This window comes from Saccharopolyspora sp. SCSIO 74807 (genome assembly GCF_037023755.1).
Classification (GTDB): Bacteria; Actinomycetota; Actinomycetes; order Mycobacteriales; family Pseudonocardiaceae; genus Saccharopolyspora_C; species Saccharopolyspora_C galaxeae.
The window spans coordinates 5,650,553-5,663,851 of record NZ_CP146100.1; the positions used below are offsets into that span (position 1 = coordinate 5,650,553).

General features: G+C 68.5%; 12 protein-coding genes. 5 read left to right on the top strand and 7 right to left on the bottom strand.

Translation table 11 applies throughout. The features are described 5' to 3' along the window. Nucleotides 1-97: 97 nt before the first annotated feature. Nucleotides 98-1,453 (bottom strand): aminotransferase class I/II-fold pyridoxal phosphate-dependent enzyme, encoded by a 1,356-nt coding sequence (locus V1457_RS25990; protein ID WP_338597500.1) that lies wholly within the window; start codon nucleotides 1,451-1,453, stop codon nucleotides 98-100. A 443-nt stretch (nucleotides 1,454-1,896) separates the two neighbouring features. On the opposite strand from V1457_RS25990, the gene V1457_RS25995 reads away from it, so the two are divergent. The 3 genes from V1457_RS25995 to V1457_RS26005 all read left to right on the top strand — a co-directional run bounded on the left by V1457_RS25995 (nucleotide 1,897) and on the right by V1457_RS26005 (nucleotide 5,242). Beyond that, nucleotides 1,897-2,049 (top strand): hypothetical protein, encoded by a 153-nt coding sequence (locus V1457_RS25995; protein ID WP_200072254.1) that lies wholly within the window; start codon nucleotides 1,897-1,899, stop codon nucleotides 2,047-2,049. 140 nt (nucleotides 2,050-2,189) lie between these two features. Beyond that, nucleotides 2,190-3,995 (top strand): ABC transporter ATP-binding protein, encoded by a 1,806-nt coding sequence (locus V1457_RS26000; RefSeq protein WP_338597503.1) that lies wholly within the window; start codon nucleotides 2,190-2,192, stop codon nucleotides 3,993-3,995. Between the two features lie 23 nt (nucleotides 3,996-4,018). Further along, nucleotides 4,019-5,242 (top strand): FAD-dependent monooxygenase, encoded by a 1,224-nt coding sequence (locus V1457_RS26005; RefSeq protein WP_338597505.1) that lies wholly within the window; start codon nucleotides 4,019-4,021, stop codon nucleotides 5,240-5,242. Nucleotides 5,243-5,382: 140 nt separating this feature from the next. Here V1457_RS26005 and V1457_RS26010 read toward each other — a convergent pair whose 3' ends face one another. Then, complete coding sequence (locus V1457_RS26010) at nucleotides 5,383-6,174, bottom strand: acetoin reductase (protein ID WP_338597507.1); 792 nt, start codon at nucleotides 6,172-6,174, stop codon at nucleotides 5,383-5,385. Between the two features lie 182 nt (nucleotides 6,175-6,356). Between V1457_RS26010 and V1457_RS26015 the strand changes: the two genes are divergently transcribed. Further along, nucleotides 6,357-7,367, top strand: a complete 1,011-nt coding sequence (locus V1457_RS26015; RefSeq protein WP_338597509.1) for a GTP-binding protein — start codon at nucleotides 6,357-6,359, stop codon at nucleotides 7,365-7,367. A gap of 143 nt (nucleotides 7,368-7,510) precedes the next feature. Here V1457_RS26015 and V1457_RS26020 read toward each other — a convergent pair whose 3' ends face one another. The 5 genes from V1457_RS26020 to V1457_RS26040 form a co-directional block, all read right to left on the bottom strand. Continuing rightward, nucleotides 7,511-8,272, bottom strand: coding sequence for an MBL fold metallo-hydrolase (locus V1457_RS26020; RefSeq protein ID WP_200072249.1), 762 nt, complete (start codon nucleotides 8,270-8,272; stop codon nucleotides 7,511-7,513). Nucleotides 8,273-8,373: 101 nt separating this feature from the next. Beyond that, nucleotides 8,374-8,658, bottom strand: coding sequence for a muconolactone Delta-isomerase (gene catC, locus V1457_RS26025; protein WP_338597512.1), 285 nt, complete (start codon nucleotides 8,656-8,658; stop codon nucleotides 8,374-8,376). A 94-nt stretch (nucleotides 8,659-8,752) separates the two neighbouring features. Then, nucleotides 8,753-9,589, bottom strand: a complete 837-nt coding sequence (gene catA, locus V1457_RS26030; protein ID WP_200072247.1) for a catechol 1,2-dioxygenase — start codon at nucleotides 9,587-9,589, stop codon at nucleotides 8,753-8,755. Nucleotides 9,590-9,717: 128 nt separating this feature from the next. Further along, the gene (locus V1457_RS26035; protein ID WP_338597515.1) at nucleotides 9,718-10,818 is read right to left on the bottom strand and encodes an enolase C-terminal domain-like protein; all 1,101 of its coding nucleotides are present in this window, start codon (nucleotides 10,816-10,818) and stop codon (nucleotides 9,718-9,720) included. Next, nucleotides 10,799-11,710 carry a LysR substrate-binding domain-containing protein gene (locus V1457_RS26040; protein ID WP_338597516.1) on the bottom strand — a complete coding sequence of 304 codons (912 nt, stop codon included), beginning with the start codon at nucleotides 11,708-11,710 and terminating at the stop codon, nucleotides 10,799-10,801. The genes V1457_RS26035 and V1457_RS26040 overlap by 20 nt, the downstream gene beginning before the upstream one ends. Before the next feature lie 217 nt (nucleotides 11,711-11,927). On the opposite strand from V1457_RS26040, the gene benA reads away from it, so the two are divergent. Then, on the top strand, nucleotides 11,928-13,292 hold the full coding sequence (gene benA, locus V1457_RS26045) for a benzoate 1,2-dioxygenase large subunit (protein ID WP_200072244.1): 1,365 nt from the start codon (nucleotides 11,928-11,930) through the stop codon (nucleotides 13,290-13,292). The last annotated feature ends 7 nt before the right edge of the window (nucleotides 13,293-13,299 follow it).

Here is a 13,299-nt window from a genome sequence, read left to right on the forward strand (position 1 = left end):
GGAGAACACACGCTCACCGGCCCCGCACGCGTCGAGCTCGGTCTCGCGGACGCGCTGCCGTTCGAGTTCGACAGCTGACCGGCTGCTGCCTGCGGAGTCACAAGAGCAGCCGTTCGAGGACGTGGTGGTTGTGCTCGATCCAGTACTCGTGCTCGGGTTTCATCAGCACGCTGCGCAGGATTCGCGCACGTGGCACGTCGCGCTGGACCGCGTGGCCGCGGGCGGCGAGATCTTCGGCGGTGACCTCCAGCACGGCGAGGTGCAGCTGTTCCTGCGGGGGTGCCTGCATTCCGCGGGTCATGGCCCGTTCGGCCAGTACGTCCACTTCGGACAGGTGCGCCGCATTCGGCAGCAAGCCGACGATGTCGAGTTCAGGTTGTTGATAGGCCGACAGCACCGCGGAGTCCGCGAGCAGTTCGGACCAGCGCAACGCTGCGCGCCTGCTCGCGCGCAGCACCTGGCCGAGTCCGTCCGGAGTGGGCGGCAGCACCTGGAAGGTCAGCCACAGCGCGGCGGCCGCGGCGCCGGATTTGGAGCACTCCAAGGAGATCTCGCCCAAGTGCGGCTCGTCGGTGGTGAAGTAGGTGTAGGGCGAATCGTGCCGGTAGAACCGCGCCACCTCGGGGTCGGCGAACAGGACCGCGCCGCAGCCGTACGGTTGCAGGCCGTGCTTGTGCGGGTCCACCACGACCGAATCGCAGTCGGCGATCGCGCGGAACGGGGCGGCTGAGACCCCTGCCGAGGAGTCGTCGGCGATCAGCGCGAAGAATCCACCGTAGGCCGCGTCCACGTGCACCCGGAAGTCGTGCTTCTCGCGCAGCGCGAGGACTTCGTCGATCGGGTCGACCGCGCCGAGCGCCGTGGACCCGGCGGTGACCACGACCGTCCCGATGTCCTGTTCGGACATGAGAGCGTCCAGCGCGGGCACGTCGAGCCTTCCGGCCGCATCCACCGGAACCTGCACGGCAGGCACCCCGAGCAGCCGGCACATCCGGGAATGCGTGTAGTGCGCCTCGGAGCTGAACGCCACGGCTCTTCCGGGACGCGTCTCCCGCGCCACGAACAACGCCTCCAGATTGGCGATCGTTCCGCTGGATGTCAGGTGGCCCAACGCATTCGGCATTCCGAACATCGCTCCGAGCAGGCCGGTCGCCTCCTGCTCCATCCGTGACGTCGCCGGGCCTCCGTCCAGCGCGTGATTGTTCGGATTGATCCGCATCGCGGCGAGATAGCCGACCATCGCCGCCGGGTGCGGCGGCTTCAACATCTGTCCCTGATACCGCGGGTGGTGGAACGGGTAGCTCTCGCGCAACCGTTCGACCAGATCCCCGAAAGCGGCCGCGAACTCCGCGTCCGCGACCGAAGTGGACGGATGTTCGCCGAATCCGCCGAACCCGGCCTGCCAGCGCTCCACCTCGTCCCAGGCGCGTGCCGTCCACCGCCGCAGATCCATCACCGCTCCCGTCTGATCGGCTCGTCGCCGCCGAGCATAACCACGCTGCGCGTGCACCGGAGATTTTCCCCGCGATCACGGCGAATCAGGGCCGATAGTCCTCTGGGCACGCCCGTCGCGGTGCGGTCTACTCGTTGTGGGTCGGGTCGCTCCAGCCCACACGGGGGCACCCGGCCCGGAACAGAACACCGGAGGAACGCGGGGCCGAGTCACGCGGGGGCGCGCTCGGGACGGTTCTCCAAGCCACCGGGACCGGCCCGGGAGCGCGGAGGCGGGCCTCGGCCGGTGCGGAGCACTTCCTCGCGACCACGGGGAAAAGCGGGGTCAGCCCGTCACTGGGGGCGTTGCACGTTTCCGGTGCCGCGGGGATCCGACACCGCACCGGGTTCCGCGGAAAGACGTTCTTTCTCCGGAAAATCAGCAATGCAGAAAGGTGCATCGCGATGAGCAATGTGAAGAGCGTATTCGTCTACATCAACAACCGCCGCCGGCACGGCAACGGCTGGGGCTGGGGCAACGGCTGGGGCTGGGGCAACGGCTGGGGCCACGGCTGGGGCTGGGGCGGCCACGGCTGGGGCGGCTGGGGCTGGAAGTAGCCGGCCTCTCAACCCAAGTCATTTCCGGGTGGCGCCCGCGTCGTTCGGCGCGGGCGCCATCCCCCGTCCGCTGGAGGTAGCACGTGCGTGGACCCGTTCGGTGGTTGCTCGCTCCACCGTCCACAGAAGAAGCCGGTCTGGTGGAGACCGCACCGTCGATGGGGATTCGTGAGGTCTTCCGGAGGTTCTGGCCCGACGCCAAGCCCTTTCGCGGCTGGATGCTGCTGAGCCTGGGGCTGGTGCTGGTTTCGCCGCTGCTGGACGCAGCGGCGATTTGGATGTTCAAAGTCCTCATCGACAACGTGCTCACACCGCGCGACTTCAGCCTCTTCCCCATCATCGCGGCGGCCTACGCGGCGCTGACGATCGTGGTCGGCGCGGTCGGTTTCGGCGAGAGCTACCTGACGGTGTGGATCGGTGAGCACTTCCTGAACCGGTTGCGGATCCGGGTGTTCACCCACCTGCACACGCTGTCGGTCGACTTCTTCGACCGCCGCCGGATCGGCGACACGCTGAGCAGGCTGACCACCGACATCACCTCCATCGAGAGCCTGGTGCTGTCCGGGATCACCCAGACCGCCGCCTCGCTGATCAAGATCGTGCTGTTCGCCGGAGTGCTGTTCTACCTGAACTGGCACCTGGCGGTGGTGGCGCTGGTGGTGGCCCCGCTGTTCCTGTGGATCGCGCGGTTCTTCGCCAACCGCATCCGGTCCGCGTCCCGGGAAGTCGCCGGGCGCACCGGCTCGATCAGCACGGTCGCCGAGGAAAGCCTCGGCAACGCCCCGCTGATCCAGGCGTACGGCAGGCAGGACGCGGAAGTGGGCCGGTTCGCCCGGCAGAGCCGCTCCAGCCTGTCCGCGGAACTGTCCGCGGCCCGGATCGGCGGCATGTTCGAGCCGCTGGTGGACCTGCTCGAAGTCGTGGCGATCATGTCCATCGTCGGGGTCGGCATCTACGAGATGTCCACCGGCGCGATCACCCTCGGCGGGCTGCTTGCGTTCCTGGTCTACCTGCAGCAGATGTACAGCCCCGTCAGCAACCTCGGCCAGCTGTCCAATGTGGTCTACGGTGCGGCCGCCAGCGCCGAACGCATCCTGGAGCTGTTCGACCAGCGCCCGCACGTGCCCGTGCCCGCGCGCCCGCACGAACTCAAACGGGTCCGCGGAAACCTCGACATCGACCGGGTCGGATTCCACTACCCGGACACCGCCGACGAAGTGCTCACCGACGTCAGCGTCAGCGCGGCCCCCGGCGAGCGAGTCGCGATCGTCGGCGCCAGCGGTGCGGGCAAGTCCACGCTGACCAAGCTGCTACTGCGGTTCTACGATCCGGACCGGGGCCGCATCCGGCTGGACGGCACCGACCTGCGCGAGCTCGACCCGAAGCAGCTGCGCGCGCAGATGGCCATCGTGCTGCAGGAGACGCTGCTGCTGGACGGCACGATCGGGGAGAACATCCTGGCCGGGCGGCCCGGCGCCACGCACCAATCCTTGGTGAGCGCCGCCCGCGCGGCCGACGCGCACGAGTTCATCGAGGCACTGCCCGACGGCTACGACACCCGGGTCGGCCAGCGCGGCCGGTTGCTGTCCGGCGGCCAGCGCCAGCGCATCGCGATCGCGCGGGCGATGATCCGGGACGCGCCGATCCTGCTGCTCGACGAGCCGACCGCGAGCCTCGACGCGGACGCCTCGCAACGCATCCTCGCGCCGCTGAACCGGCTGATGGCCGGGCGCACCACGATCGTCATCTCGCACAACCTGCTCACGGTCACCGACGCGGACAAGATCCTGTACCTGGACCACGGGCGGGTCACCGGGCTCGGCACGCATTCCGAGCTGCTGGAAGGCAACGACGGCTACGCGCACCTGTACCACCTGCACCACCCGTCGACGGAGGTGGTGCACGGGGCGTCCGTGCAGCACAACGGCGGCACGAGCGCGCACTGAGGAACATCGACCTGGAGGTGCCCATGAAGATCACGTGTGTCGGAGCCGGCCCCGCCGGGTTGTACTTCGCGATTTCCGCGAAGCTGCGCGACGCAGGACACGAGATCACCATCATCGAGCGCGACCCGCCCGGCGCCACCTACGGCTGGGGCGTCGTGTTTTGGGACAACCTGCTGGACGCGCTGTACTCCAACGACGCGGAGAGCGCCGAGCAGATCCGCGGCGCCTCCACGTTGTGGCAGGAGCAGCAACTCGTGCTCAACGGCTCGGACATCGGATACATGGGCGGCTACGGGTGGAGCGTCAACCGCGCGACGCTGCTGGACGTGCTCGCCGAACGCGCCACCGACCTCGGCGTCGACATCCAGTACCGCCGGGAGGTTGCCGACCTCGACGAGTTCGCCGACAGCGACCTGATCATCGGCTGCGACGGCGCGAACAGCAAGGTCCGGTCGCTGCACGAGCAGGAGTTCGGGACGCAGGTCGACACCGGGCGCAATCCCTACATCTGGCTCGGCACGGACAAGGTCTTCGACCGCTTCACCTTCGCGTTCGAGCAGACCTCGGCGGGCTGGATCTGGTTCCACGCCTACCCGTCCAGCGCGGGCGTGAGCACCTGCATCGTGGAGACCACCGAACCGACCTGGCGCGCACTGGGGTTCGACTCGATGGAGGGCGAGGATTCGATCCGGCTGCTGGAGAAGATCTTCGAGGGGCCGTTGGACGGGCACTCGCTGGTCAGCAGCTCGCGCGGGAAACCGGCGAGCTGGCAGCGGTTCATCCAGGTGCTCAACCGGACGTGGCGGCACGAGAACGTGATGCTGCTCGGCGACGCCGCGCACACCACGCATTTCACCATCGGGTCCGGCACCCGGCTGGCCATCATGGACGGGCTCATGCTGGCGCAGAAGCTGCACGAACACGATTACCTGGACACCGGCATGCGCGATTTCGACCACCAGGGCCGCAACGTGCTGCGGACCATGCAAGCCGCCGGGCGCACCAGCATGGCGTGGTTCGAACAGGTCGAGCGGTACCTGGACCGCAGCGCCGCGGACGTGGCGTTCGCGATGGCCTGCCGGCACGGTTACCAGCCCGCGTGGCAGTACCAGTTGCACCGGGCGGCGCAGGTTCCGCTGGTGCGGCGGGGAATGCGCTACATGGAGAGCGGTCAGCGCTGGTACCTCGCCCGCAGGCGCGGGGAGTCGCTGCGGACCCGCCCGCAGCGCGTGATGCCGCAGAAGTGAGTCCGGTTGCCCGCCGGGTCGCCTCCGGGCGGCCCGGCGCGGCGCCGTCGACGATCGGGGCGCGGTTCCGCGTTCGGGAACTCCTTGTTCGGCAATCCTGCGGTGGGGCACCCCGCGACGAGCGCCCCACCGCCAATGGATCAGGAGAACTGGACACCGCCGTCGATCATCACCGACTGCCCGGTCATGTAGTCGGAGTCCGGGGAAGCCAGGTAGGACACGAACTTCGCCACGTCCTCCGGCACCGAGACCCGGCCGAGCTGGATCATCTCGGAGTACTTCTCGATCGCCTGGCCCTTGCGCAGGCCCTCGTTCTCGGCGAGCTTCTCGTCGATCTGGTCCCACATCGCGGTGCCGACGATGCCGGGGCAGTAGGCGTTCACGGTGATGCCGTGCTGGGACCACTCCATCGCCGCGGCCTGGGTCAGCCCGCGCACCGCCCACTTCGACGCCGAGTACGGCCCGAGCAGCGGGAACGGCCGGTAGCCCACGATCGAACACGCTCCGATGATCTTGCCGCCGGTGCCCTGCTCGATCATCCGCCGGGCCGCGGCGTTGTAGCACAGGTGCACGCCGCGCAGGTTGATCGACATCAGCTGGTCGAACTCCTCGGGGGTGACTTCGAGCAGCGGCTTCACGTGCGCGATGCCCGCGTTGGCCACCATCACGTCGAGCTTGCCGAGCTGCTCGCCGACCTGGCCGACCATCGAGTCCACCTCGGCGGGCTGGGACACGTCGGCGGTGACGGTCGCGGTGCGGCTGCCGGTCGCTTCGATCTCGGCGGCGAGGTCCTTGAGCGCGCCCGCCTTCGACGCGACGTCGTTGATCGCGACGTCCAGTCCGTCCGCGGCCAAGCGCAGCGCGATCGCCCGGCCGATCCCCTGCCCCGCGCCGGTGACCAGTGCGACCCGCGGCTGTGCCTGTGCAGTCATGAGAACGTCCTTCCGTGCTGTGTCCCGGCTCACTCCGGGCGAGCAACCAGCATGCTGCACGGATACCTCCTTCCGGACCAAGACGCGTTGTCACATGCTGAAAACGTCGCCCTCGCCGAAGATCACCTGCCTGGTCTGGTTGAATTCCGGCAGGGCCGGGCGGTGCAACGGAAGGGGGCCGAGTGGCATCCGGCAGGACACCGGTCGTGCTCGTCGCGGGCTTCCTCGGATCCGGCAAGACGACGCTGCTCAACCACCTGCTCGCGACCGCGGGCGGCACCCGGATCGGCGTGGTGGTCAACGACTTCGGCAGCATCAACATCGATGCGATGAGCGTGGCGGGCCAGGTCGACTCGATGGTCTCGCTGAGCAACGGGTGCCTGTGCTGCGCGGTCGACTCCAGCGGACTCGACGCCATGCTTTCCAAGCTGGCGCAGGCCGACGTCGATGTGATCGTGGTGGAAAGCAGCGGGTTGGCCGACCCGCGGGAGCTGATCCGGATGCTGCTGGGCAGCGCCGAGCCGGGCATTTCCTACGGCGGGCTGGTCGAGGTCGTCGACGCCGCCGAGTTCGACGCGACCCGCGCCCGGCACCCGGAGTTCGCCCAGCACCTGCAGTACGCGGACGTGGTGGTGCTGAACAAGACCGACCGGGTCGCCGAACTCGGCGAGCTGCGGGCGAGCTTGGCCGAGCACGCACCCGGCACCCCGGTGCTGGAGACCTCGCAGGGCCGGGTGGACCCGGACTTCCTCTTCGACCGTGCGCAGCGCCCGGTGCGCGACGACATCCCGCGGCAACTGTCCTTTTCGGACATCGTGGAGCACGACAACTGCCACGAGCACGCGCATTCCGCCTACCAGAGCGTGGAATTCAGCTCGGAGCAGCCGATGGATCCACGTGCGCTGGCGGCCTTTCTGGACGACCTGCCCGCCGGGCTCTACCGGATCAAGGGAAACGTCCACTTCGGAATCCCCGGCTACCGCGAACGGTTCGTCCTGCACGCGGTCGGCAACTACGTGCGATTCCTGCGCACACCGTGGTCCGCAGGTGAACCGCGTAGGACCAGTCTGGTGCTGATCGGAACGGGCATCGACGAGGCGGCGCTGCACAACGGGCTCGCCGAATGCCGCACCGGTGCACCGGAAGAAGCCGACGAGTACGCGATGCTCCCGGTGCTGCGCTTCACCGCCTAGTCCATCATCTCGCGTTCGTGTTCAGCACCGTGCGCGGTGGACTCGCGACTAGGAATGTCGTGCTCGCCGACGCCGGCGCCCACTGCGCTCGCGCCGGCACGAGTCCGCACCGGACGCACATCGCCGATGTCGGTCCACAGTGGTCAGCCGAGGTGCCGTGCGGCGTTCTCCCTGGCCTTGCCGAGGGCTTTGCCGAGCGGTTCGTTCCACATCGGACCGTGCCCGGGCAGTATCACGTCGGCTTCGAGCTCCTCCAGCGAATCCAGCGCCTGCCACGCGCGCGCCCGGTCGTGGTGGAACATCGGCAGCAGCATCTGCGGTCCCCGCACCCCGGACGTGCCGTGCCCGGTGATCAGCGCATCGCCGCTGATCAGCACGCCGTTGTGCGGCAGGTGGAAGGCCGAATGACCGGAGGTGTGCCCGTGCGTGGACACCGGCACCGGCCGCCCAGGAAGGTCCAGCGCGCCCTGGCGCGGGAACGGTTCGGCCGTGGGCACCGCGCACGGCTTCAACGCTCCCGCACCGAGCACGTGCGCCGCCCACGGCAGCACCCGCGGCCGCCAGGCGTTGGCGAGGATGTCCTTCGGCGTGGCCTGCTGGAGGTACTCCCGGCGCACGTGGCCCACCTCGACCGGGTCCGCGTGCACGGGTATGCCGTACTTCCGGCTCAACCACGGCAACGAACCGATGTGGTCCACGTGCGCGTGCGTGACCAGCACCGCCTCCACATCGCGCATCCGGTGGCCGACCTCGTGCACGGACGCCTCCACGGCGTCCGCGTCCCGCGGATAACCGCCGTCGATCAGCGTCACCGAGTCGTCCTCGACGAGGATGACCCAGTTGGTCTGGCTGCCGGTGACCAGGTAGGTACCCGCCGCGGCCTGCACGACGCGGCTTGCGTTCATGACCATCCCTCCCGGACATGATCATGCCGCATCCGTCCAGCACCCGGCACGACGCCACGCGCTCCCACAGTGGATTCAGCGCGGCGGGACGGTCCCGGGAGTCAGCGCGCGTTGATGTCCGAAGGGTGCTGCGCCAGCGGCGTGACGCGGATCGTCATGTACGGGAACAGCGGCAGGCCCGAGATCAGCTCGTGCAGCTTGTCGTTGTCCTCGACGTCCAAAATGCTCAGGTTCGAGTACTGCCCGGCGCAGCGCCAGATGTGCGGCCAGTACCCGTCCCGCTGCAGCTGCTGCGAGTACGCCTTCTCCCTGGCCAGGATGTCGGCCTTGACCTCCGGATCCATGTCCGGGGGCAGCTGCACGTCCATGTTCACCGCGAACAGCACCGGGTGCTCCTCTCCTGCATCGGCTGGGAGCGAACGGACCGTTTGACCAATCTAGCCGGACGAACAGGCCGTTCACTCGGAAAACTCGTCGGTTTCAGGCCGGGTCGAGGACGAAATCGTAGGTGACCTCGTTGCCGCTGGTGGCCGGGGTCGGGTGCAGTATCAGCTCCGGCTTGACCGCCTGGGCGATGTCGTTTTCCACGTACTCGCCGCCCTCGAAGTACAGCTGCGAGGTGATCAGCTGGTATCCCGGCGCGGAGACCTTCAGGTGCAGGTGCGCCGGGCGCCAGGCGTGCCAGCCCGCGGCGGCGATCAGCTTGCCGCACGCCCCGTCGGTCGGGATCTGGTACGGCGCCGGCTGGATGGTGCGGAACTTGAAGCCGCCGTCGTCGCCGGTGAGCACCGTGCCGCGCAGGTTCCACTCCGGAATCCCCGGCGCGTACTGCGAGTAGAGCCCGTGGTCGTCGGCGTGCCACATCTCCACCCGGGCGTCCTGCAGCGGGGTGCCGTCGACTGCGCTGACCCGGCCCTGGAACAGCAGCGGCGTGCCCGCCTCGTCGTCGCGCATCGGCAGCGTCGTCTCGGCCCGGAACTCCGGGGAGTCCGGCACGTAGTAGGGGCCTTCGATGCTGCCCTTGGTGCCTTCGCGGTTCTCGTTGGCGACCTCTTCGACGACGTGCTCGATCCACACGTCGAGGAACAGCGGCCACTCGCCGTCCTCGCCGACCCGGATCAGCCAGGACTTCAACGCGTCGTACTCGTCGTAGGTGACCTTGTGCTTGCGGATCACCTCGTGCACCGCGGTGATCACCTCGGTGGCGAGCTGATCGACCCGTTCCGGCGGGGTGTCGGCGGCGAGCTGCTTCTGGCGGAACTGCTCGGTGGCGGAGTTGCCGGATCCGGCGGCGGTGGGAGCGAGTTGTTCGGTCATTGCTGCGCACTCCTGCTTCATTGGTTGCAGTGCTCGGGTTCTCTGTTGGCCGCCGCCCATTGCTGCGCGGTAGCGCTCAGTCTTTGCCCAGCGCCGTAGCGCTCAGTCTTTGCCCAGCGCGGTAGCGCTCAGTCTTGGCGGTAGCGGGCCAGCTTGTCCGGATCGATCTGCACGCCGAGTCCGGGCCCGGACCGCACCGCCAAGGTGCCGTCCCGGAGCTGAAGCGGCTCGGTGAGCAGGTCGTCGCTCATGTCCAGGAAGTTCGACAGCTCCCCGGCGCGGCGCGCGGTCGCCGCGAAGGCCGAGCCGAACACGACGCTGCACATCGTGCCCAGCTGGCCGTCGATCTGGTTGCCCAGCACCACCTCGGTGCCCAGCCCTTCGGCCTGCGCGAGTATCCGGTGCGAGGTGGTGAAACCGGTGCGCGCGGTCTTGATGCTCAGCGCGTTCGCCGAGCCCGCCAGCAGTTCGCGGGTGACCTCACCGGGGTTCGTCGCGCTTTCGTCGGCCACGAACGGAACCGGGCAGCGCTGCACCAGCCAGCGCCTGCCGAGCACGTCGTCGGCCGGGCACAGCTCCTCGGCCAGCGTCAGGTCGAGGTCGTCCATCTCGCGCAGCGCCCGCGCGGATTCCGAGGCGCTCCAGCCCCGGTTGCCGTCCACGTACAGCTCGACGTCGGCGCCGAAGTGCTCGCGCAGCGCCCGGCATGCCGCCACGTCCAGCGTGTAGGGGCGCCTGCCGACCTTGACCTTGAACGTGGTGATGCCGTAGTCGGAGCGGACCTGCTCGGCTTCGGCGACCATCTTCTCCGGCGGCGCGAAACCGATCATGTGCGAAACCCGCAGGTGGTCGGTGAACCCGCCGAGCAGTTCGGTCACCGGCAGGTCCAGGCAGCGGCCCAGCGCGTCCCACACGGCCATGTCGATCGCCGCTTTCGCGGCCGGATTGCCGACGGTGCGGTGCATCCGGGCGTGCATCACCTCGCGGTCGGTGAGCTTCAGGCCCACCAGCTCGGGGGCGAAGATCCGGTCCACCACCGCGATGATCGACTGCTGCGTCTCGCCGTAGGTGAACGGACGCGGTGGCGCCTCGGCCACGCCGATGACTCCGGCGTCGGTGTGCACCCGCACCAGCACGTGTTCGGCGGCGTGCACCTCGCCGCTGGCGAAGCGCAACGGCTTGCGGTAAGGGATGGCGTACGGGATCGCCTCAATGCGGGTGATCTTCACGTTCCTCCTCAATGCCGAACACGGCGTGCTCGTCGAGCACGGACAGCAGGTTGCGCAGCAGCGGGGACTCGTCGCCGGTGCGCCAGGCCAGCGCCATCCGCACCGACTCCGGCTCACCCACCGGCACGAACGCGACGCCTTCCAGCGCGATCGAGCGCACCGACTCCGGCACGAGCGCGACGCCGAGCCCGGCGGCGACCAGCGCCAGCAGGATCGAGGTCTCGCCGACCTCGTGCTCGCGGTGCGGATAGAACCCGGCGGCCAGGCAGCTGCGCACCACCGCGTCGTTGACCACCGAGGAACCCGAGTACATGACGAAGTGCTCGGCGCGCAGGTCGCCGACCCCCACTACGGACTCGCCGGCCAGCCAGTGCTCCTGCGGCAGCGCGGCCACCAGCCGGTCGGTGGCAACGGTGCGGTGGCTGATGCCGTCCTCGCGGGTCGGCGGGCGCAGCAGGCCGATGTCGATGCTGGTGTCCAGCAGCGCAGCCTCCTGCGCGGGAGTGAGCATCTCGGAGTGGATCTCCAGCGCCACCCCGGGCAGTTCCCGCTTGATCAGCCCGGCCAGCTTCGGCAGCTGCCGGTAGGCCGCCGAACCGGTCAGCCCCACCCGCAGCAGCCCGTGGCTGCCGCCCGCGATGCGCCGCACCCGCCGCGCCGAATCGTCCAGCGAGCGCAGGATTCGCAGCGCATCGGTGTAGAGCGCCTGCCCGGCCTCGGTCAGATCGACCCGGCGGGTGGTGCGGGCGAACAGCTCGGCGCCGAGGTCGGCCTCGAGCTGCCGGATCGCCTGCGAGAGCGGCGGTTGCGCCATGTGCAGCCGCTGCGCCGCCTGGCCGAAGTGCCGGGTCTCGGCCACCGCGACGAAATAGCGCAGGAGGCGGATTTCCACCGGCGATCACCTCCGCTCCGCTGTGGCCCCGTTCACATGCCGAACCAGCGTAGGTCGGCGCATTGGGGCCGGACAAATACTTAATCCAGGTTGTTTGATATGCACCGCATATGGAAGGGCACCTAGGTCAACCCTGGGAAAACACCTGGGGTGACGCAGGCCACGCGGTGCAACAGTGACCGCCACCGGCGAACACGAACCTCAGAGTGGAGGAATCATGTCCGCAGTTTCCGAACATGCCCGAGCCGTTCTGGACGACGCACTGGTCGAAGATCCGGAAAACGGCCTGCACCGCGCCCGCCGCAGCATCTTCACCGACGAAGAGATCTTCGAAATGGAGATGAAATACCTCTTCGAAGGAAATTGGATCTACCTGGCGCACGAGAGCCAGATCCCGAATCCGGGCGACTACTTCACCACCTACATCGGCCGCCAGCCGGTGGTGATCACCCGGGACAAGCAGGGCGAACTGAACTGCCTGATCAACGCGTGCAGCCATCGCGGCGCGATGCTCTGCCGCCGCAAGACGGACAACCGCACCACGCTGACCTGCCCGTTCCACGGCTGGACCTACCGCAACGACGGCAAGCTGCTCAAGGTCAAGGACCCGCGCGACGCCGGCTACCCGGAGCAGTTCAACACCGACGGCTCGCACGACCTGACCAAGGTGGCGCGGTTCGGCAACTACCGCGGTTTCCTGTTCGGCAGCCTGAACCCGGACGTGCTGGAGCTGACCGAGCACCTCGGCGAAGCCACCAAGATCATCGACATGATCGTGGACCAGTCCCCGGAGGGCCTGGAGGTGCTGCGCGGCGCGTCCAGCTACACCTACGACGGGAATTGGAAGGTGCAGGCCGAGAACGGCGCGGACGGCTACCACGTCTCGGCGACGCACTGGAACTACGCGGCCACCACCGCCCGGCGCACCAACGGCGAGTCGGCGAACGAGACCAAGAACATGGACGCGGGCACCTGGTCGAAGCAGAAGGGCGGCTTCTACTCCTTCGAGCACGGCCACCTGCTGCTGTGGACCGAGTGGGCCGATCCGTCGAACCGGTCGCTCAACGAGCGCCGCGACGAGCTGGTGGCCGAATTCGGCCAGGCCAAGGCCGATTGGATGATCGGCTATTCGCGGAACCTCTGCCTGTACCCGAACGTCTACCTGATGGACCAGTTCGGCTCGCAGATCCGCCACTTCCGGCCCATTTCGGTGGACAAGACCGAGGTGACGATCTACTGCATCGCACCGAAGGGCGAAAGCGCCGATGCGCGGGCGAACCGGATCCGCCAGTACGAGGACTTCTTCAACGCCTCCGGCATGGCCACCCCGGACGACTTGGAGGAGTTCCGCTCCTGCCAGAAGACCTACCTGGCCACCAATGCCCCGTGGAACGACATGAGCCGCGGCGCCACGCACGAACTCGAAGGCGCCGACGAGGACGCGGCCAAGCTCGGCATCAAACCGCTGGTCAGCGGTGTGCGCACGGAAGACGAAGGGCTCTACCGGGTGCAGCACGGCTATTGGCAGACCGCGCTGCAACGCGGCATGGCCGGCAAGTCGCCCGTGGACCGGGCCGAGTGAGGGAGGC

Excerpts from the sequence above, each read along its gene's own strand:
- V1457_RS25995 (WP_200072254.1), top strand. The coding sequence starts at position 1,897 with ATGAGCAATGTGAAGAGCGTATTCGTCTACATCAACAACCGCCGCCGG.
- V1457_RS26010 (WP_338597507.1), bottom strand. The coding sequence starts at position 6,174 with ATGACTGCACAGGCACAGCCGCGGGTCGCACTGGTCACCGGCGCGGGG.
- V1457_RS25990 (WP_338597500.1), bottom strand. The coding sequence starts at position 1,453 with ATGGATCTGCGGCGGTGGACGGCACGCGCCTGGGACGAGGTGGAGCGC.
- benA (WP_200072244.1), top strand. The coding sequence starts at position 11,928 with ATGTCCGCAGTTTCCGAACATGCCCGAGCCGTTCTGGACGACGCACTG.
- V1457_RS26020 (WP_200072249.1), bottom strand. The coding sequence starts at position 8,272 with ATGAACGCAAGCCGCGTCGTGCAGGCCGCGGCGGGTACCTACCTGGTC.
- V1457_RS26005 (WP_338597505.1), top strand. The coding sequence starts at position 4,019 with ATGAAGATCACGTGTGTCGGAGCCGGCCCCGCCGGGTTGTACTTCGCG.
- catA (WP_200072247.1), bottom strand. The coding sequence starts at position 9,589 with ATGACCGAACAACTCGCTCCCACCGCCGCCGGATCCGGCAACTCCGCC.